The organism is Streptomyces griseomycini (assembly GCF_014203535.1).
Lineage (GTDB): Bacteria > Actinomycetota > Actinomycetes > Streptomycetales > Streptomycetaceae > Streptomyces > Streptomyces griseomycini.
The window spans coordinates 334,082-353,920 of the sequence record NZ_JACHJI010000009.1 but is presented as its reverse complement, the minus strand read 5'-3'; the positions used below and the strand labels follow the sequence as shown (position 1 = coordinate 353,920).

General features: G+C 75.0%; 13 protein-coding genes and 2 pseudogenes. 2 read left to right on the top strand and 13 right to left on the bottom strand.

The genetic code is table 11. From position 1 onward, the window contains the following. Nucleotides 1–185: pseudogene (locus FHS37_RS26060) on the bottom strand (ABC transporter permease); the annotation flags it as partial. Nucleotides 186–364: 179 nt separating this feature from the next. On the opposite strand from FHS37_RS26060, the gene FHS37_RS26055 reads away from it, so the two are divergent. Beyond that, entirely contained in the window at nt 365–991 is a 627-nt protein-coding gene (locus FHS37_RS26055; RefSeq protein ID WP_184825457.1) for a TetR/AcrR family transcriptional regulator, read from the top strand. 87 nt (nt 992–1,078) lie between these two features. Here the strand turns inward: FHS37_RS26055 and FHS37_RS26050 are convergent. From FHS37_RS26050 to FHS37_RS26035, 4 genes and pseudogenes are all read right to left on the bottom strand, one after another. After that, a pseudogene (locus FHS37_RS26050) lies at nt 1,079–1,915 on the bottom strand (ADP-ribosylglycohydrolase family protein); the annotation flags it as partial. 39 nt (nt 1,916–1,954) lie between these two features. Next, on the bottom strand, nt 1,955–2,947 hold the full coding sequence (gene galE / locus FHS37_RS26045) for a UDP-glucose 4-epimerase GalE (protein ID WP_184825455.1): 993 nt from the start codon (nt 2,945–2,947) through the stop codon (nt 1,955–1,957). A gap of 42 nt (nt 2,948–2,989) precedes the next feature. Continuing rightward, nucleotides 2,990–4,594, bottom strand: a complete 1,605-nt coding sequence (locus FHS37_RS26040; RefSeq protein ID WP_184825453.1) for a glycosyltransferase family 2 protein — start codon at nt 4,592–4,594, stop codon at nt 2,990–2,992. An 82-nt stretch (nt 4,595–4,676) separates the two neighbouring features. After that, nucleotides 4,677–5,186: a MarR family winged helix-turn-helix transcriptional regulator gene (locus FHS37_RS26035; protein ID WP_184825451.1), complete on the bottom strand. Its 510-nt coding sequence runs from the start codon at nt 5,184–5,186 to the stop codon at nt 4,677–4,679. 137 nt (nt 5,187–5,323) lie between these two features. On the opposite strand from FHS37_RS26035, the gene FHS37_RS26030 reads away from it, so the two are divergent. Then, a complete protein-coding gene (locus FHS37_RS26030; protein ID WP_184825449.1) occupies nt 5,324–5,737 on the top strand; it encodes an organic hydroperoxide resistance protein in 414 nt (137 codons plus the stop codon). 45 nt (nt 5,738–5,782) lie between these two features. On the opposite strand, the gene FHS37_RS26025 is transcribed toward FHS37_RS26030, so the two are convergent. The 8 genes from FHS37_RS26025 to FHS37_RS25990 form a co-directional block, all read right to left on the bottom strand. Next, nucleotides 5,783–7,342 carry a hypothetical protein gene (locus tag FHS37_RS26025; protein ID WP_184825447.1) on the bottom strand — a complete coding sequence of 520 codons (1,560 nt, stop codon included), beginning with the start codon at nt 7,340–7,342 and terminating at the stop codon, nt 5,783–5,785. Between the two features lie 108 nt (nt 7,343–7,450). After that, the gene (locus FHS37_RS26020; RefSeq protein WP_184825445.1) at nt 7,451–8,719 is read right to left on the bottom strand and encodes a hypothetical protein; all 1,269 of its coding nucleotides are present in this window, start codon (nt 8,717–8,719) and stop codon (nt 7,451–7,453) included. Continuing rightward, nucleotides 8,716–10,944, bottom strand: a complete 2,229-nt coding sequence (locus FHS37_RS26015; protein WP_184825443.1) for a bifunctional glycosyltransferase/CDP-glycerol:glycerophosphate glycerophosphotransferase — start codon at nt 10,942–10,944, stop codon at nt 8,716–8,718. The genes FHS37_RS26020 and FHS37_RS26015 overlap by 4 nt, the downstream gene beginning before the upstream one ends. 6 nt (nt 10,945–10,950) lie before the next feature. Then, nucleotides 10,951–13,161, bottom strand: coding sequence for a bifunctional glycosyltransferase/CDP-glycerol:glycerophosphate glycerophosphotransferase (locus tag FHS37_RS26010; RefSeq protein ID WP_184825441.1), 2,211 nt, complete (start codon nt 13,159–13,161; stop codon nt 10,951–10,953). A gap of 160 nt (nt 13,162–13,321) precedes the next feature. Then, entirely contained in the window at nt 13,322–15,592 is a 2,271-nt protein-coding gene (locus FHS37_RS26005) for a bifunctional glycosyltransferase/CDP-glycerol:glycerophosphate glycerophosphotransferase (protein WP_184825439.1), read from the bottom strand. Between the two features lie 152 nt (nt 15,593–15,744). Continuing rightward, nucleotides 15,745–16,659 (bottom strand): carbohydrate ABC transporter permease, encoded by a 915-nt coding sequence (locus FHS37_RS26000; protein ID WP_184825437.1) that lies wholly within the window; start codon nt 16,657–16,659, stop codon nt 15,745–15,747. Further along, nucleotides 16,656–18,005, bottom strand: coding sequence for a carbohydrate ABC transporter permease (locus FHS37_RS25995; protein WP_184825435.1), 1,350 nt, complete (start codon nt 18,003–18,005; stop codon nt 16,656–16,658). The genes FHS37_RS26000 and FHS37_RS25995 overlap by 4 nt, the downstream gene beginning before the upstream one ends. Before the next feature lie 7 nt (nt 18,006–18,012). Continuing rightward, complete coding sequence (locus tag FHS37_RS25990) at nt 18,013–19,425, bottom strand: ABC transporter substrate-binding protein (RefSeq protein ID WP_184825433.1); 1,413 nt, start codon at nt 19,423–19,425, stop codon at nt 18,013–18,015. Nucleotides 19,426–19,839 lie beyond the last annotated feature (414 nt).

Genomic DNA, 19,839 nt, shown 5'->3' with positions numbered 1-19,839 from the left:
GTCAGCTTCGCCCGGGAGAAGGCCAGGATGAACTGCCGCCGCCCCCAGAGCTGACGGACGTACTCGACGAGGGACGGCCGGGCACCGCTGACCGAGAGGCCGTGACGGGCGGCGAGGGCCGCGAGGTCGCCCCCGGCGTCCGGGGGAACCGGTGCGCGGGGCGGTGTGTGGAGGGCCTGACTCACATCCGCTGCTTTCGCTAGGGGGAGGGGGTGACGGGGGCGCCGGTGCTCGCCCGTGGTTTCCCCGTACGCCTCCGGGCGTTCTCCTACGACGGGACGGCACCGTATCGTCGCAACGGGAGCGTAAGGCGAATCCACGTCGGAACGCAACCGTTCCGTCGTTTCGCCCTATGCTGGTCCGCATGACGACGAACGCCGACGAGCCCCGGCCGCGTCCGCGGCGCAGGGCCCCCGCCGGGGCCGCCGTGCTGCGGGAGGACGTGACGGAGGCCATCCGGGCGGCCGTCTTCGAGGAGCTCGCGGCCGTCGGCTACGCGCGGATGTCGATCGAGGGGATCGCGCGCCGCGCGGGCGTCGGCAAGACCGCGGTGTACCGCCGCTGGCGCTCCAAGCTGCACCTGGTCCTCGACCTGGTCTCCGCGCTCGCCGTGCAGGGTCTGCCCGCGCCGGACACCGGCTCCCTCGAGGGCGACCTGCGGCTGCTGTACGAGGTCACCTCCCGCGCCCTGCGCCACCCCGTCGCCTCGCAGGTCCTCCCCGACCTCCAGGCGGAGGCCGCTCGCAACCCCGACATCGCCGAGGCGCTGCAGAAGGCGCTGCGGGAGGGCCAGGACTCGGTCGCCCGGTCCATCGTCACGGCGGCGGAGGAACGCGGCGAGCTGCGCCCCGGCGCCGACCACGCCCTGGCCCTGGACCTGATCTCGGGCCCGCTGTACTGGCGCTCGGTGGTGATCCGCACCCCGAAGCTGCCGAAGGGCTACCTGGCCGCACTGGCCAGAGCCACGACGGAGGCCCTGAAGGCGCTGTGAGAGGGCTCCGGTGAGAGGAACCCGGTGAGCGGAGCCCGGTGAGGGAGCGGCCGGCCGCTCAGGCCGGCGTCCCCGGCCCGGCCCGGTCTCCAGCCGATCCGCCATGTCGGCCGGGTCCGCCGCGCGCGGCACCCGCCCCCCGAAGCCCGGGAGGGGCACGCGCAGTGCCTCGGTCCAGCGCGTGGGGACGGCGCCGGTGCCGTGGACCGCGCCCGCCGGTCCTCCGCTCACGGCCGCCACCGTGTCCGTGCCGCCGCCGAGGTCGATCGCGGCGCGCACCGCGTCCTCGTAGCCGGTCGTGGTGCGCAGGGCCCGGACGGCGGAGGCGGGGCAGGGCCGGACGGCGCCGTTGAACTCCGTGGCCAGGTCCGGGTGCCGGTCGGGGGCGAGGGCGGCGGCGTAGCGGTCGCGGTGGTCGGAGCGGACCGCGCGCAGGGCGTCGGCCACGGCGGCGAGCGGGTCGTCCCCCGCCAGCGCCACGCGCACCAGTTCGTGGAGGACGGCCGCGCCCTCCCGGGCCGCGCGGTCGCCGTGGGCGGGCGCGGCCAGCCGGCGGGCGGCGTCCACGGTGGCGTCCCCGCCCAGGCGCGCGAAGTACACGGCGGAGGGCGCGGCCCGCTCCCCCGAGCTCTCGGTTTCGCTCGAGCAGGGAGGTGCCCCCATCGCCCCGTTCCCCGCCGCCCGTCGGCTGACCTGGAAGTGCAGCGCGGCGGCCGTGTCCCACGGGTCGCCGCTGCTCAGCACGGCCTCCGTCTGGAGGCCGACGTCCTTCGGCCCGGCGGCGGCCCACCGCTGGAACCGGCGGAAGACGTCGGGGGGTTCGAGGCCGCCGCACGCGAGCAGCGACGCGGCGACCGGGACCGCCCTCCGGGGGTCGTCGGTCGCCTCGCCCGGCTCCCGGCCGGCGCCCACGGCGCGTTCCGCACGGGTGGGGGAGGCGGAGGGGGAGGTCGTCCGCGCAGGCTAGCCGTGTGCGGCCGCCGGGTGCAGGCGGGTCCAGCCGGCCCAGGCCGAGGTGATCATGTCGTCGATGCCGTGGCGGGCCTTCCAGCCGAGTTCGGCGGCCGCGCGGTCGGCGGAGGCGACGACGCGCGGCGGGTCGCCGGGGCGCCGGGCGGCGACCACGGGCGGGCGGTCGTGACCGGTGAGCGCGTTGACGCGGTCGATCATCTCGCGGACCGAGACGCCCTCACCGCGCCCGATGTTGAGGGTGAGGTCCCGGCCGGGGGAGGAGCGCAGCGCGCGGGCCGCCGCCACGTGGGCCTCGGCCAGGTCGACGACGTGGATGTAGTCGCGGACGCAGGTGCCGTCCGGGGTCGGGTAGTCGTCGCCGAAGACGCGCGGGGAGACCCCTTCCGTCAGCTTCTCGAAGACCATGGGGATCAGGTTGGACACCCCCACGTCGGCGAGGTCCGGGCTCGCCGCGCCGGCCACGTTGAAGTAGCGCAGGCAGGCCGTGGACAGCCCGGTCGCCCTCCCGGTCGCGCGGACCAGCCACTCGCCGGCCAGCTTGGTCTCGCCGTACGGCGACACGGGGGCGCAGGGCGTCTCCTCGGTCACCAGGTCGTCGTCCCGCGCGGCGCCCGGCACGCCGTACACCGACGCCGAGGACGAGAACACGAAGGACGGCACCCCGGCCGCCGTCACCGCGTCCAGCAGGACGCGCAGCCCCTCGACGTTCTCCCGGTAGTAGTGCAGGGGCCGTTCCACCGACTCGGCCACCTGCTTCTTCGCCGCCAGGTGGACGACGCCGGTGACCGCGTGCTCCGCGAGGACGCGGGCCACCCGCTCGCCGTCCAGCGTCGAGCCGGTCACCAGCGGCACCCCGTCCGGTACGCGGTCGGCGAGACCGGTGGACAGGTCGTCGTACACCACCGCCCGCTCCCCCGCCCCGGTCAGCGCCCGTACGACGTGCGCCCCGATGTAGCCGGCGCCGCCGGTGATCAACCAGGTCATGGATGGCCGTCCTCTCGTCGTTGGCCCCTTGCGTACCGGCTCTCAGTGAAGCAGGCGCCGGAGCCTTCCGTGCAGTACCGAGGTGACACCGCGTACGCCGGTCGCCACCCGCAGTGCCAGCGCGCCCGAGTGCGTGGCGTACGGCCCCACCAGCACCACGCCGTGCCGGGGGCTCGGCACCGCGCGGCGGCGCAGCAGCCCGGGGCCGGCGAGCGCGTGCGCGGTGACGAGGCGGTCCGACCCGTCCCGGAAGCGCACGCGCAGCCGCAGGTCCCAGGTGCCCGCGCCGATCGCGGCCAGCGGGTCCGAGGGGACGGCCGTCTCCGCGGACCAGGTGTCCCCGTCGGACGCCCGCAGGGGGACCGTGCGGCGGACGGCGGCACCGTCCGGCTCGCGGTGCCGCCACTCCACCTCCACCGCCTCCGGTCCCGCCTGCGCCACCCGGCCGTACAGCTCGTGCAGGCGCAGCCGCAGCCGGAAGCCGCCGTACGCGCGGGGGCGCAGTTCCGCGTCCACGGCGAGCGGCAGCAGCGGCACCGGACGGGTCAGCAGGGGGGCCAGGGTGACCCCGGGCAGGTCGGCCGACCAGCAGGGCGTGCCGTCCTCCCCGCGGGCGTAGGGCGGGCACAGCCGGGCCGGGCGGGCCGCCAGGTCCCGCAGGCGGGGCAGGTCGCACGGCTCCGGGGAGCTCAGCACCACCCGCCCGATCAGCCGGCCCGGGGCGACCGGGTCGCGCGCCCAGTCGTCCGCGTCGTAGTCCGAGAGGAAGGCCCGGGTGTGCGCCCACCACTGGCGCCGGTGCTCCTCGTCGCGCAGCGGCAGCTCGCGCACGTACATGCGCAGCTCGTGGTCGAGGAACTTGGCCCGCGCCCCGCGCGCCAGCCGTTTCTGCCCGGCGTCCAGCAGGATCGCGTGGGCCGTGCGGCACGCGTGCGTGCGGGCCCGCCAGTTGTCGATGCCCGCGCGGTCCAGCGAGATCGACAGCCGTCGGGCGGACCGGCGGACGTGCCAGACGTACACCCGGTCCGGGACCAGGGCGACGCGCGGGGCGGCGGCCCACACGCGCGCGGTGAAGACGAGGTCCTCGTAGGGGAAGCGGCCGTCGGGGAAGCGGATGCCGTGTTCGCGCAGGAAGGCCGTGGAGTAGAGCTTGTTGACGCAGAGGGTGTCGTGGACCAGGCGCGGGCGGTGCTCCGGGCGTGCGAGCACGGCGGGCGCGGCGTACAGGACCGGCTCCCACGGCACCTCGCGCCCCGACGGCAGCTCCCGCCGTACGCACAGGCCGCCCGTGACTTCCGCGTCCGCCTCCGTCGCCGCGGTGAGCAGGGCGTCCACCGCGCCGGGCGGGAGCACGTCGTCGCTGTCCAGGAACATCACGTACGGCGAGGTCACCGCGGCGAGCCCGGTGTTGCGCGGGGTGCCGCAGCCGCCGCTGTTGGCGGGGAGCCGGATCACCCGCAGGCGCGGTTCGCCGGCGGCCAGCCGGTCCAGCAGGTCGGCGCTGCCGTCCGTCGAGCAGTCGTCGACGGCGACGACCTCGCGCACGGCCGGTCCCTGCCCGAGGGCCGAGCGCACGGCGTCGGTCACGTGGGCGGCGTCGTCGTGGCCGATGACCACGACGGAGACCCGGGGGTGGTGGGGGTGCATGGCGTCCTTGGGGCGTTATGGGCCGGTCGTTAGCCTTTTGCCCGTTCGGGGACGGTCCGTACACGTCCGTGAAGGTGGAGGGTTACGCGCTCCCCGCCGCCGCGTCCAGAGCCGCGGTGAGCCGGTCGAGGCGGGTCCGCAGGGCGTGGATCTCGTCGATCTCGAAGCCGGTCGCGGCGGCGATCCGCCGCGGCACCTCGAGGGCCCGCGCGCGCAGCGCGGCGCCCTCCTCGGTCGGCCGCACCTCCACCGAGCGCTCGTCGCGCGCACTGCGCTCCCGGCGCACCAGGCCGGCCGCCTCCAGCCGCTTGAGCAGCGGGGACAGCGTGCCGGAGTCGAGCCGCAGGTGGGCGCCGAGCTGTTTCACGGGCAGGGCGCCGTGCTCCCACAGCACCAGCATCACCAGGTACTGCGGATAGGTGAGCCCGAGGTCCTTGAGGAGCACCCGGTAGACGCCGTTGAAGGCGCGGGACGCGGCGTTCAGGGAGAAGCAGATCTGCTGGTCGAGGCGGAGCCAGTCGTCGGCGGGGGCCGGTGCGGCGGGGGCCTGCGCGTCCGGGGCCGCGGGCGGCGGGGGCGGAGTCGGTGTCATGCCCCCAGGGTAGCTCTTGGGTGCAATTCAGTTGTGCGCAATTGAGTTGTGTGCTCTACTTGTGGTCGTGCGGCGGCCGGAGCCACCACGGACCCGGCCGCCCCGCCCCACCACCGATCGAGAGGGAAGGTCCTCCCATGGACGCGCTCTACACCGCCGTCGCCACCGCCACCCACGGCCGCGAGGGCCGCGCCGTCACCTCCGACGGCAAGCTGGACGTCGGCCTGAGCGCCCCCGTGGAGCTGGGCGGCGACGGCCGGGGCACCAACCCGGAGCAGCTGTTCGCCGCCGGTTACGCGGCCTGCTTCGGCAGCGCCCTCGGTCTGGTCGGCCGGGCGGCGAAGGTCGACGTCAGCGACGCCGCGGTGACCGCCGAGGTGGGCATCGGCAAGCAGGGCGAGGGCTTTGCGCTCGCGGTGACGCTGCGCGTCGAGCTGCCCGACGGCCTGGACGAGGCGACCGGCCGCGAGCTGGTCGAGCAGGCCCACCAGGTCTGCCCCTACTCCCACGCCACCCGCGGCAACATCCCGGTCGACCTCGTCATCGAGTGACCCCGGACGGCCCCGGCCGCCGAGGCACGCCCCGCCTCCCGGGGGTCACCCCCCGACCCGCGCCAGCACCTCCCCCGTCCGCCGGCTCCACGTCACCACCACCGCCTCCTCGGGCACCCGCTGCCGGGGCGTCAGCAGCAGCCAGCGCGCGTGGTACCGGCGGACGACCGCGGCGCGCTCGGCGCGGGTCGAGCCGGGGTCGAGGTACGCGCGCACGTCGGCCAGCCGCCGCAGCCGCTCCCGTTCGTCCAGCGCCGCGTCCGGCCAGGCGGGCGCGGCGAGGTTCGGGCCGTACCCGGCGATCGCGTGGACGGCGTGGTAGCCGTCGGTGATCACGACCTCGCCCGGGCCGATGTGCCGCGCAGCCCACTCGTACGTCGGCCAGTCGGGCGGCTGCTCGAAGCCGACCGGGTCCAGCGCGCGCGGCACCACCGCCCCGGCCTGCACGGTCAGGAACCCGGCGCAGGCCCCCGCCGCCGCGGCCCCGCCCAGCACGCGCCGCCACACCGGCCACGGCCGGGCCGCCGCCAGCTCCACCGCGAGCGCGAACTGCGGCGGCACCAGCGCCAGCCCGAGGATCCTGCCGTAGGTGTAGTGGCCGCTCACCCAGCCGTACGCCACCACCAGGCAGTCCAGCGCGAACAGCAGCACCAGCGGGTCGCGCCACGAGGCGCGCCGCGCCCGCAGCCACAGCGCCGGGAGCCCGAGCAGCGCCAGCCAGAACTGCCCGCCGAGGTCCAGGTACAGCCGCCGGTGCATCGCGTCGACGCTGTCGTCCCCGGCCAGCGCGAACACGTCGAAGTACGGCCAGGACGCGGCACCCGCCGCCGCCACCGCACCCGTCAGCGCCCACCGCCCCACGACCGCCCGCCGCCACCCCCGCTGCCACCCGGCGACCAGCGCCACCGCCCCCAGCGCCGCCGCCACCGCGGTGATCGGGTGCACGAGCAGGACCAGCCCGTACAGCGCGCCCAGCGCCGCGTACCCGGACGGCGGGCGCAGTCCGCCCGGACCGACGTACCGCACGGCCGCCGCGTCCCGGGCCCGCGCCCCCGTCAGCGCCCAGGCCCAGAAGGTGAGCCCGATCGCGAACGCCGACGGGTACGGCAGGTTGCCCGTCATCGACATCAGGCCCAGGTAGCCGCTCCACCAGGCCCGCTCCGTGCCCCACAGCAGCGTCATCGCGGCGAGCGCGAGCACCGGCGCCCAGGGACGCGGGGTCAGCACGCGGACGAAGCGGCCGATCCCGGTCAGCAGCACCAGCAGGTTCAGCGGCCCGGTGAGCCGGACCACCTCCCAGCCGCCCAGCCCGGTCAGCCGGGCGAACGCGCCCTGGGCCAGGGCGAACGGCGAGTAGTAGGGGCTGCCCGCGCCCGGCAGGTCCGCCATCGGATGCCGGGGGCGCAGCAGATCGGCCCGGAGGCGTTCGACGACCGCCGCGTGCTGCCCGGCGTCGCAGCACAGCGGCACCCGCCAGTACGCCAGCGACATCACGAGCCAGAAGAGGAAGCCGACGAGCTGGTACGGAGTGGGGTGCCAGGCGCCGCCGCCGCGCAGCGCGGTGGCACCGAGCACGGCCCGCCGGACGAGGACTCCGGCGCTCATCGGGGAGCGGGGGAGAGGAGCGTCTGAGGCATTTGCCGTATGTTCCCGCCGGGATCCGCGGCATGACCTCGCGTCACCGCATCGGGTGAGGCCGAACGGCCGGGTCCGTCAGCGCACCGGCTCCACCGGGGCCCCCTGCGCCGGCACCGCCGCCCGCTCCCGGACCACCCGCTCCAGCAGCTGGGGCACGCCCAGCACCGGCAGCAGCCAGGCCAGCACGATCAGCCGGTCGCCCCAGATGTTGATGTCCGGGTGCCCGGCCTGGTTGAGGAACCCGGTGCCGGCCGCGGCGACCAGGAAGGCCCCGAACACCGGCCGCCGCCACGCCCCCCAGAGGCCGGCCGCCGTCCCCGCCAGGAACACCGGCTCCCACAACTGCCGCCGCAGCCACTCCGTCCAGAAGTTCCCCTGGAGCTGGAAGAACTCCGCCCACGGACGCTCCCGGTCGGGCCGGGCGAAGTGACCGGTGAGCAGGTCCTGCACGCTCTCCGCCACCGACGGGTAGTGCAGCAGCCGGGCCAGCAGCACCGTGCCGAGCACGCCCGCGCACCCCACCCCGGTGAGCGCCACCGCCGCGCGCCCCGGCGGCAGGCCCCGCCGCCGGCGCCGTACGGCGACCGCGGCGCCCGCGCCCGCCAGGCCCAGCCCGAGGAACAGCGCCTGCGAGTGCTTGACCGTGAACAGCGCGAGCAGCGCGGCGGCCGCGAGCGCGCCGCCCGCCCGGGGCCGCCGCCCCGTCAGCGCCAGCGCGCAGCCCCACAGCGCGGCCAGGGTGAGGGCCAGCAGCAGCCCCTCGGTCATCGGGCGCATCGCGGTCGTCCCGCACGGCAGGACGTAGAACAGCGCCTGCCCGGCGAGCGCGAGCGGCACGGGCACCGACAGGGTGCGCAGCACCAGGAAGGCGAGCACCCCGCCCGCGCACGCGACCACCACGCTCGCCGCCCACACGCCCCAGGTCACGCCGAACAGCGTCACGAACGGCACCAGGAACGCCGGATAGCCGGGCCGCACCTCGAAGATCCGCATGAAGCGCTCCGGCATGAACGGCACGGTGTGCCCGCCGGTCTGCCCGGCCGCCAACCGGGCTCGGACCTGCCCCAGCTCCCGGTCCCGGCACTCCCGCAGCACGCGCGGGGCGGGGTCCGGGGCGTGGAAGCGCACCACGTCCACGTTCTGCGCGCGGTGCGCGATCGACGCCCGGCCCGCGCAGACGTACTCGACGGTGGCGGCCGCCGCCTCCCGCTTGCCCTCGCCGCCCAGGCTCAGGGCGTACGACAGGTAGTTCTTGGTGTCGGGGGTGTCCCGGCCGGTGACGTTCGCCAGTTGCAGCACCGCGAAGAGCGCGGCCAGGAGCAGCACCCGGGTGCGCGGCCTCACGAGGACGCGGGCAGCGCGTCGCGGCCGGTCGCCTGGGACGGCACCCGGGCGGCCGGTCCCGCGGCCGGGGCGGCCTCCGGCACCGGCTCGCCCAGCATCAGCGTGCGCACCACCCGCTCGGCGGCCCGGCCGTCGTCGAACTCGCAGAACCGCTCCCGGAAGGCGGCCCGCAGCCGGGCCGCCTCCTCGTCCCGCCACGTCCCGGAGGCGAACAGCCACGCCAGCTCCCGGTAGGAGCGCGAGACGTGCCCGGGCGCCTCGGCCGTGATGTCGAAGTAGACCCCCCGGCTCGCCGCGACGGCGCCCAGGTCGTCGGCGTGGACCACGATCGGCCGGTCCAGGTTGGCGTAGTCGAACAGGAGCGACGCGTAGTCGGTGACCAGCACGTCGGAGGCGAGCATCACGTCCTGCACGCACGGCTCGTCCGTGGCGTCGACCAGCACGCCCCGCCGGTGCAGCTCCGTGAGGCCCAGCCCGCGCGCCGGCCCGTCGGCCAGGGACGGGTCCAGCCGTACGACGAGGGTGTGGCCGGGGCCCAGGTCCGCGGCGAACCGGGCCGGGTCGATCCGCTCCACCAGCCCGCCCCTGCGGTAGTCGCGGCGGGCCGGCGCGTACAGCACCACCGTGTCCCCCTCCGGGAGGCCGAGCCGTGCGCGGGCCGCCCGCCCCTGCTCAGGGCCGGCGCCGACCAGGACGTCGTTGCGCGGGCTGCCGCTGCGCAGGGAGGTGAAGTGGCAGGGGAAGGCCCGCTCCCACACCAGTTCGGAGTGCCGGTTGGCGACCAGGCTGTGGTCCCAGCGGTCCGCCCGGCGCAGCATCTGCGGGACGTCGAGGCCGAGCCGGGCTCCGGGCTTGTCGAGCAGGTCGGCGCCCGCGTACAGCAGCGGGGTGCCCTGGTGGGTGTGGACGTGCACGCTCCCCGGGCGTTTGACCAGCGCGCCGGGCCAGTTGACGTCGTTGACGAAGTAGGTGGCGCGCTCGGTCACCCTGCGGTAGGCGGCGGAGTCCAGGAGCACGTACTCGGTGTCCGGCTCCAGCCCGGCCGCCTGCTCCTCGTCGGCCACCACCCACACGCCCCGGATGTGCGGGGCGAGTTCGCGCGCCGCGCGGTACACGGCCGCCGGGTCGCCGAGCACGCCCCGGTGGGAGGACGCCGAGTACACGGCGAGGCAGGGGTCCAGCGGGCGGTGCAGGGCCGGCGCGGACCGGATCCGGGCGGCCCGTGCCGCCGTCGCGGTGCCCACCTGCCGGGCTCGCCGCCCCAGCTCCCGGCCGGCCCGCCCGGCCTGCCGGCGCAGGACGTAACCGGCGTAGCTCCCCTCCAGCACCCGCAGCTCGGCCGGGATCCGGGCGCCCTCGGGCCGGTGGAGCCGGAACATCTCGGCCGTGCGGCGGAAGAACTCGGCCCTGTCGGACGGGGGCAGGCGGTCCGGCTTGGACAGGACGTCGAGGCAGTGCTCGCCCATCTTGGCGTGCAGGAAGGGCCGCCAGTGCGCCAGCGCCGGGCGGGCGTCGACGAACCGGAACACCCGCGCGTACTGCTCGTGGATGTCGAAGTGCCTGCGGCTGGTGGTGGACAGGATGCTGCCCCGGCGGCGCTGCCGGTAGTACAGGCAGATCCGGTCCAGGGCCGCGATGCGCTCCGCGCTGAGCAGCACCGGGAAGGTCCAGGGCGTGTCCTCGTAGTAGCCGGGCGGGAAGGAGAAGCCCTCCCGCTCGACGAAGCCGCGGCGGTAGACCTTGTTCCACACCACCATCAGCAGGTCGAGGATCTCCGGCCGCTCGGCGGCCGTGAAGACGTCCTCGGTGGCCAGCAGGTGCGCCAGGACGTTGCGGCGGGTGCCGCCCCACCAGTAGGTGCGGGCGTAGTCGAAGACCAGCACGTCCGGGTCGCCCGTCTCGTCGAGGCGGTCGGCCAGCGCGCGCAGCGCGCCCGGGGTGAGGGTGTCGTCGCTGTCGAGGAAGAACAGGTAGTCGCCCCGCGCGTGCGGCATCCCGGCGTTGCGGGCGCGGCCCAGGCCCACGTTCTCGGCCAGGTGCAGCACCCGGACGCGTTCGTCGCGGGCCGCGTACGCGTCGAGGATCTCCGGGCAGCCGTCGGGCGAGCGGTCGTCGACGGCGATCACCTCGAGGTCGCGGTACGACTGCCCGAGCACCGAGTCGAGGCACTCCTCCAGGTACCCCTGCACCTTGTGGACGGGGACGATGATGCTGAAGCGGGGCACTGCTCGTCAGCTCCTCACCAGGGTGGCGGCCGCGGGGGCGGGGACGCGCTCCGCGAGCGGGATCACGGGCGGCAGCGCCTCGGGCGGCTCGCCGAGCAGCACCCGGCGCACCACCCGTTCGGCGGCCCGCCCGTCGTCGAACGCGCAGAACCGCTCCCGGAACCTCGCCCGCAGCGCGGCCGACTCCGCGCCCGCCCAGGAGCCGTCCCGGAAGACGAGGGCCAGCTCCTCGGGCGTGCGGGCCACCGGTCCCGGCGGCTCGGCCAGCAGGTCGAAGCAGACGCCCCGGGTCTCCCGGTAGACGTCCCAGTCGTCGGCGTACACGACGATCGGGCGGTCCAGGTTGGCGTAGTCGAACATGATCGACGAGTAGTCGGTGACCAGCGCGTCGGCGGCCAGGCACACGTCCTCCGAGGAGGGGTGCGCGGAGACGTCGACGACCCGGCCGGCCCGGCCGCCGCCCGCGCGCCCGCCCCGGTCGTAGAAGTAGTGGGCGCGCAGCAGGACGACGACGTCCTCGCCGGCCGCCTCGCAGAACGCCTCCAGGTCCAGGCCGGACTCGAAACCGGTGCGGTGGTCGCGGTGGGTGGGGGCGTACAGGACGGCGACCTTGCCCTCGGGGACGCCGAGCTCCGCGCGGACGCGGGCCACGTCCTCGGCGCCGGCCGTGCAGTACACGTCGTTGCGCGGATAGCCGTACTCCAGCTGCTCGTAGGAGCCGGGGAAGGCGCGCTCCCACACCCGGGTGGAGTGGGGGTTGGAGGAGAGGTTGTGGTCCCAGCGGTCCACCCGGCCCAGCAGCTTGGTGAAGCTGCCGGTCGCGGCGGCCACCACCGGGTACGTCGACTGGTCGACGCCCATGGTCTTCAGCGGGGTGCCGTGCTGGGTCTGGAGGTGGACGCTGCCGGGCCGCTTGACCACGCCCTCCGCGAAGTTGGCGTTGTTGATCAGGTACTTCGCGCGGGCCAGGACCTCCCAGGAGCGCCGGCTGCCGATGACGGCGTGCTCGACGCCCTCCGGCACGGTGTGCGCCCGGTCCGCCTCCACCAGGAACACCGACCGGACGTGCGGGGCGAGTTCACGGGCCTTGGCGTGGATCGCGGCCGGGTTGCAGGCGTAGCCGCGGCCCCAGTACGCGCAGTACACGGCGAGGTTCGGGTCCAGCGGGCGGCGCAGGTGCATCCGGTACAGCAGCCGGGTGCGCAGGCCCCGGGGCCGCGGCACCGCCGCCACCGTCCGGGTCACCGCGCGACGGGCGCCGCGCAGGGCGGTGAACGCCGCGTAGGAGCCGGCCGCCAGCAGCCGGTGCTGCACGCCGAGGCTGCCGCCCGGGAACCGGTGCCCGGCGGGACGGTGACGGCGGTACAGCAGGCTCGCCCGGCGGAAGAACGCGCGGCGCCCCTCCGGGAGCCGCCGGGGACGGGCCGCCGTCCTCAGCACGGCGGCGAAGAGCTGCTCGAAGAGCGGCCCCGTCCGCTCGGCGGGCAGCCGGAGTTCGGCGGCGCGGGCGAGCACCAGCTCGGTCTGGTCCAGCAGTTCGGCGTGGTGCGCGCCGGGCAGGTGCAGCCGGCTGCCCTGCCGGCGCAGCAGGTGCCGCACGACGACCGCGCGCAGCACCGCCACCCGCTCGGCGCTCAGCATCGCCAGGCCGCCCCAGCCGACGTCCGTGAAGTGGCCGTCGGGGAAGGCCAGCCGGTGCTCGGTGACGAAGGCGCGGCGCCAGGCCGCGCTCCACGCCGGGAACTGCACGCCGGTGAGGTGCGGGGCGCGGCCGGGGGCGAACGCGCCGTCCGGCGTCTTCGCCAGCAGGGGGGCGGCCGGGTTGCCCGGCTCGCCCTCCCACCAGGGCGTGCGCTCGTGCTCGAAGTGCAGCACGTCCACCGGGCCGGTCTGCGCCAGGCGCGCGTCCAGGGCCGCCAGCGCGCCCGGTACGAGGGTGTCGTCGCCGTCGAGGAACAGCAGGTACGCCCCGGTCGCCCTGCGCATCCCGGCGTTGCGCGCCCCGGCCAGCCCGGCCGCCGGGGGCGCGTGCACCGGGGCCACCCGGGAGTCCCGCTCGGCGTACCGGGCGGCGACGTCGGACGCGGGGCACCCGGGGGCGTCGCAGACGGGGACCAGTTCGAAGTCCCCGAAGGACTGGGCGAGCACCGAGTCCAGCGCCTGGGCCAGCCGGCCTGCGACCCCGTGGGACGGGACGATGATGCTGAAGCGGGGCATGCTGCTCTTTCCGTGTCTTGGACGTGGGTTCTCGTGGCGCCCGCCGCCTCAGCGGGCGGGGCGCCGTCCGGGCCGCCCCGTCGGCCGCCGGGCGGGCGGTCGGGTCGGAGTGGGCCGCGACGAGCCGGGGGACATGGGCACTCCCGAGGGGGAACGGCGGTCAGACGCGGTCGGTGACGGCCGACGGGCCGCCGGACTGCTGCGGCACGGTCGCGAGCGGCGGCGGTCCCTCGAACGCGGCGGCGGCCGACGGCGCCGGACGGCGCTCGTGCAGGGGCACGACCGGGGGGAGGCAGGTCTCCCCGAACACGACCCGGCGGACGACCCGCTCGGCGACGCGGCCGTCGTCGTACGGGCAGAAACGGGCGCGGAACGCCGCGCGCCGCCGGGCGGAGTGGGCGCCGCGCCAGTGGCCGGTGGCGAAGACGTCGATCAGCTCGTCCTCGCCGTCCACCACCGCGCCCGGCGGGAACGCCCGCAGGTCGACGTAGGCGCCGCGCGCCGCCTCGTACGCCTCCCGGGCGTCGGCGCACAGGACGATCGGCCGGTCCAGGCCCGCGTAGTCGAACACCAGCGGGGAGCAGTCGGTGACCAGGACGTCCGAGGCCAGGCACAGGGACGCCACGCTCGGGTGCCCGGTGACGTCCACGACCCGGCCCGAGGCGTTCGCGAGCGGTGCGCCGAGCGGGTGCCGGGTGCGGGCCAGGACGACGAACCGCGGGCCCAGGCGGCGCACGACGCGCTCCAGGTCGAGCAGGGGGCGCCGGGTGCGCTGGGCGCGGTGGTGGTCGCGGTGGACCGGCGCGTACAGGATCGCCACCGCGCCCTCGGGGATGCCGAGCGCCTCCCGCGCGCCGGCCACGTCGGCCGCGGTCGCCGTGTGGAGCGGGTCGGTGCGCGGCTGGCCGTACTCCAGGGTGGTGTAGCGGCCGGGGTACGCCCGCTCCCAGGTCAGGGTGGAGTGGAGGTTGGCGGAGACCACGTAGTCCCACCGGTCGACGTCCTCCAGGAGCCGTGCGAAGTCGGTGTCCCGGGCCGCCGCGGGACGCCCCAGGAGGTCCAGGCCCGTGTGCCCGAGAGGGGTGCCGGGCTGCGTCCGGACGAGGACCTGGCCCTTGCGCTTGACCAGGCGGGGGTCGAAGCCGGTGTCGCTCACCAGGTACGTCGAGCGGGCGAGCGCGGTCCAGTAGGCGGCCGTGCGGGGGCCCGGCGGGACGGCGTGGGGGTGCCCGGGGTGCTCGGGACGCGTCACCCAGGCGGTGCGGATGTGCGGGGCCACGGCGCGGAACGCGGCCTCCAGGGCGCCCGGGCCGCCGCCGTGGCCGCCGTCCGCGCGGGCGGTGAAGACGGCGCGGTCGGCGCGCAGCGGGAGCAGCCGCTGGACGCGGTAGTGCAGGAGCAGGGCGGCGGAGCGCAGGGCGCGCAGGAGCCCCCCGGCCGCCCCGGCCGCCCGGCGGTGCAGGGCCGACGCCAGCCGGAGGACCCGGTAGGTGCGGTGCAGGCCGAACCGGACCAGCGTGTGGTGGACCCGGGCGCGCGCGGGGACGGACGCGCCGGGAGCACGGTGGCGCCGGTAGTGGGCACGGGCCCGGCGCAGGAAGGCGGCGCGCGTCCCGCGCGGCAGCCGGTCCCGCCGCGCGTACACCGTCACGAGGTGGTCGACCATGCGGCGGAACAGCACCGGCCGCCAGTGCGCCAGCCCGGGGTGCTCGTCGAGGTACGCGAACACCCGGTCGTACTGGTCGAAGACGTCGAAGTGCCGCTCGCTGGTGGTGCGCAGGATGCCGCCGTCCCGCCGCTGCCGGTAGTGCACGCACACCCGGTCCAGGGTCGCGACCGACTCCGCCGCCATCAGGACCGGGTACGTCCACGGGGTGTCCTCGTAGTAGCCGGGCGGGAAGGAGAAGCCCGCGTGCTCCACGAACTCCCGCCGGTACGCCTTGTTCCAGGCCACCATCAGCAGGTTCAGCAGCCCCGGCCGGTCCGCCAGCCGGAACGGCGCCGGGCCCCGCTCGGTGAGCTCGGCGGCGGCACGGTTGCGCACGGCCTCGCCCGACCAGTACGTGCGCGCGTAGTCGTAGACCAGGACGTCCGGGTCGCCGGTCTCCTTCAGCCGGTCGGCGATCGCGAGCAGCGCGTCGGGGGTGAGGGTGTCGTCGCCGTCCAGGAACACCAGGTAGTCGCCCGTCGCCCGCTCCATCCCGGTGTTGCGGGCCCGGCCGAGGCCCGTGTTCTCCGGCAGGTGCACGGCCCGCACGCGCGGGTCGCGGGCGGCGAACTCGTCGATCACCGCGCCGCACGCGTCCGGCGAGCCGTCGTCGACGGCGATCAGCTCGAGATCGTCGTACGACTGGGACAGCACCGATTCCAGGCACTCGTGCAGGTACGCCTGAACCTGGTACGCGGGGACAATGACACTGAACCTGGGCAAGGGGGCATCCATCGGTCGGTGCGGGCGCATCGGCCCGGCAACGTCCGCTGGGCCGACTTGGTTACGCCGCCTGCGGCATCCGGGGGAACCCGGTCACACGAAGGGGCGGACCCGTGCCGGTCCGCCCCTTCCCGGCGCCTCGCCGGTGCGGGCTACTTCACCGCGCCCGCCATCACGCCGGAGACGAACTGCCGCTGGAACGCGAAGAAGACGACCAGCGGGATCACCATCGAGATGAACGCGCCCGGCGCCAGCACGTCGATGTTGTTGCCGAACTGCCGTACCTGCGTCTGCAGGGCGACCGTGATCGGCTGGCTCTCGGCGTCCGAGAAGATCAGCGCGACCAGCAGGTCGTTCCACACCCACAGGAACTGGAAGATGCCGAGCGCGGCGATCGCCGGCCCGGCGAGCGGCATCACGACCCGCACGAAGAGCCGCAGTTCACCGGCGCCGTCCAGCCGGGCCGCCTCCAGCAGTTCCCTGGGGATCTCCGCGAAGAAGTTCCGCAGCAGGAACACCGCGAACGGCAGGCCGAAGCCGACGTGGAAGAGGACCACACCGGTCAGGGAGCCGAAGATGCCGATGCCGCCGAAGAGTTCGGCGATCGGGATCAGCGCCACCTGCACCGGCACCACCAGCAGCCCCACCACGGCGAGGAACCACCAGTCCCGGCCGGGGAACTCCATCCAGGCGAAGGCGTAACCGGCCAGCGAGCCGATCACCACCACCAGGACGGTCGACGGGACGGTGATGTACGCCGTGTTCAGCAGGGAGCCCGTGATGTCGTCGTTCTCCAGGAGCGTCTCGTAGGCGCCGAAGGTGAGCTGCGAGGGCTCGGTGAACACCTTCCACCAGCCGTCGGCGGCCATGTCCTGAGGAGCGCGCAGACTGGCCAGGAACAGGCCGATCGTCGGCACCAGCCAGAACAGGCCCACGACGACCAGGAACACGCGCACCAGGCCGCCGTTGACCCACTCGACGATCCTGGAGCCCAGCGACCGCCCGTCCTCGGCGGCGGGGGCGGGCGGCGGGGCCGCCCCGGTGACGCTGCCGGCGTCCGTGCTCATCGCCTGACCTCCCGCCTCAGCCGACGGACGTTGAACCACATCACCGGGATGACCAGGAGCAGCAGGAACACCGCGATGGCGCTGGCGATGCCCGGCTGGTCGGCCGCGAAGCCCTTGCGGTACAGCTCCAGCGCGAGGACGTTCGCGTCGTCCTGGGAGGAGCCCGGGGCGATGATGAAGACCAGGTCGAACACCTTCAGCACGTTGATCATCAGGGTGACCGTGACGACCGCGAGGACCGGTGCCAGCAGGGGCACCGTGATCCGCCGGAACACCTGCCACTCGTTCGCGCCGTCCACCCGGGCGGCCTCCAGCAGTTCCCGGGGCATGCCCGCGAGCCCGGCCGCGATCAGCACCATCGCGAAGCCCGCCCACATCCAGACGTACGAGCCGATGACGGCGGGCGTGACCAGCGACGGGCCCAGCCAGTCCAGGCCGTTGTACGGCTCCTTGAAGTTGCTCCCGGGCAGCCGCAGTTGGGCGCCGTCGGCCTTCGCCGAGAAGGAGAACGTGCCGTCGGCTCCCGCCGTGGCCGTCTCCACCACCTCGCCGTCCTTGACGGCCTCGATCCTCATCCCGGCGTAGCCCAGCTCGGACGCGTCGACGCCGTTCAGCGTGCCGACGCCCTTGCCGCGGGTGAAGTCCTGCCAGGTGGTGCCGGTGATGCGGTCCGCCTCCGGCTCGGGCGGCGCCGCCGGCTTCGCGTCGTCCGGCATCACGTCCGGGGCGACACCGACCAGCGGCAGCGTGACCGTGTCACCGGCGCTCACCGTCCCCTTGGTGACGAAGGCGCCCCCGCCGGCCGGCTCCAGCGGCGACTCGCGGCCCGGGTGCGCCTTCGGGAACGCCGAGGACTGGGCGAAGGTGTCGTGCACCCCCACCCACACCGCGTTCGCCACGCCCTTGTCCGGGTCCTGGTCGTACACCAGCCGGAAGATGATGCCCGCCGCCAGCATCGAGATCGCCATCGGCATGAAGACGACCAGCTTGAACGCCGTGCCCCAGCGCACCCGTTCGGTGAGCACCGCGAAGACCAGACCGAGCGCGGTCGCGACCGTCGGCGCGAACACCACCCAGACGACGTTGTTCTTCAGCGCGGTGCGGATGCCGTCGTCGGTGAACAGGGCGCGGTAGTTGTCGAGTCCGGCGAAGCCGTCGCCGGACTGGTCGTAGAAACTGCGGATGACGGAGTACCCGATCGGGTAGACCACGAGCGCACCGAGCAGGACGAGCGCGGGCAGCAGGAACAGCGCCGCCACGGTGGTGCGGGTGCCGGTGACGCTCTTGCGCGACCTGGGAGCGGCAGGGGCCGTCTTCGACGCCCCCGCCGCCGTGTCCGACGCCATGGCCGGATCAGTTCCCGTACGCCGCGGCCGCGTCGGCCTCCAGCCGCTCCTGGGTCCCCGCGACGTCCCGCGGGTTCTTCAGGAAGTCCTGCAGCGCCTTCCACTCGCCCTTGCCGGGCGTGCCGCCGAAGGCCTGCGGGGCCTGGTCGGACATGTCGAAGCGGAAGTCGTCGCCGGCGTCGACGAGCGCCTTGGCCATCTTCTGCTGCACCGCGTTCGGGTACGCCGAGTCCGGCACGTTCTTGTTCGGCGACAGGTAACCGCCCAGCTTCGCGTGGACGATCGCCGCGTCCGGGGAGGCGAGGAAGGTCACCAGCGCCTGCGCCGCCTCGGAGTCCTTCAGGATCACGGCCGCGTCACCGCCGGACACCACGGGCGCCGTGTCGCCGACCGCCGGGAACGGGAACACCTTCGCGTCCGTGCCGACCTCCGCCTCGGTCTCGCCGATGTTGACCTGCACGAAGTCGCCCTCGTAGACCATGGCCGCCTTGGGCTGGTCACCGCCGGTGAAGGTCTGCGTCACGGACTCCGGGAATCCCGTCTGCAGTGCGCCGTTCGCGCCGCCCGCGACGTAGTCCTTCTTGCCCCAGATCTCCGCCAGCGTGGTCAGCGCCTCCTTGACCGAGGGGTCGGTCCACTTGATCTCGTGTCCGGCCAGCTGGTCGTACTTCTCCGGACCGGCCTGGGAGAGGTAGACGTTCTCGAACCAGTCGGTCAGCGTCCAGCCCTCGGCGCCGCCGACCGAGAACGGGGTGACGCCCGAGTCGTACACCGTCTGCGCGGTGGTGAGCAGCTCGTCCCAGGTCTTCGGCTCGCTCGCGCCGGCGTTCTCGAAGACCTGGGTGTTGTACCAGATCAGCGACTTGTTGGCGGCCTTGTAGTAGACGCCGTACTGCTCGCCGTCGACCTTGCCGATGTCCTGCCAGCCCTGCGAGTAGTTCTCGGCGAGCTCCGCCCGGGCCTCGGCGCCCAGCGGCTTGGCCCACTTCTTGTCCACGGCCTGCTTGATGGCGCCGGGCTGCGGCAGCAGCGCCACGTCCGGCGGGGCACCGCCCGCGATCTTCGAGCCGAGGAAGTTGATGATGGGGTCCTGGGCGGGGACGAAGGTGACCTTGGCGCCGGTGCGCTTCTCGAACTCCGCGAGGACCTTCTTGAAGTTGGCCTGCTCGGCGCCGGTCCACACGGCGGCCACCTGGAGGCGCGCGCCGTCCAGCTTGGGGAGGGTGACGGTGGTGCGGGTCTCCTCGGTGCCACCGCCCTTGTCGTCGTCGCCGCTGTCGTCGTCGCCACCCCCGCAGGCGGTGAGCGAGACCGCGAGGACACCCGCGGCGAGCACCGCGGCGGTCCTGCGGGTGAGGGGAGTCGTCACGTGGTCGTCGGGCGACCTGCGTATCCGGATGATCCTGCTCGTCCTGCGCATCACTGCCCCGTTCTTCGTACCTCGTCGAACGTCGAGCGCTGTCCCGTGCGCTCTGGTCTACGCCCGGAGGGCGAGGGCGGCAAGAGCGCGTCCCGTGTCAAGTAGGGGATTGTGATCACTTCGTGACGACGCGTCACATTGCGGGTGCGGGTGTCGCCGGGACTCCCGCGGAGGGCCCGGCGTGCGTCCGGCACACCGGCCGCAGACCTCGATCCTGCGGTTCTTCCGGTCGCACGGGGCGGCTGCGAGCCGGCCCGCCGCCATGGACCGTGCGGAGGCACTGTTCGTCGGGGGCGCGCCGGCGTCGGAAAGCCGACGCCGGCCTGGGAGGTTTCGGCGCGGTCGCGTGCCGCTGCGGTTCCCCGCGCGGTCATCGAGGGCGACGTCCCGGGACAGGCGCATCCGGCGCCGGAG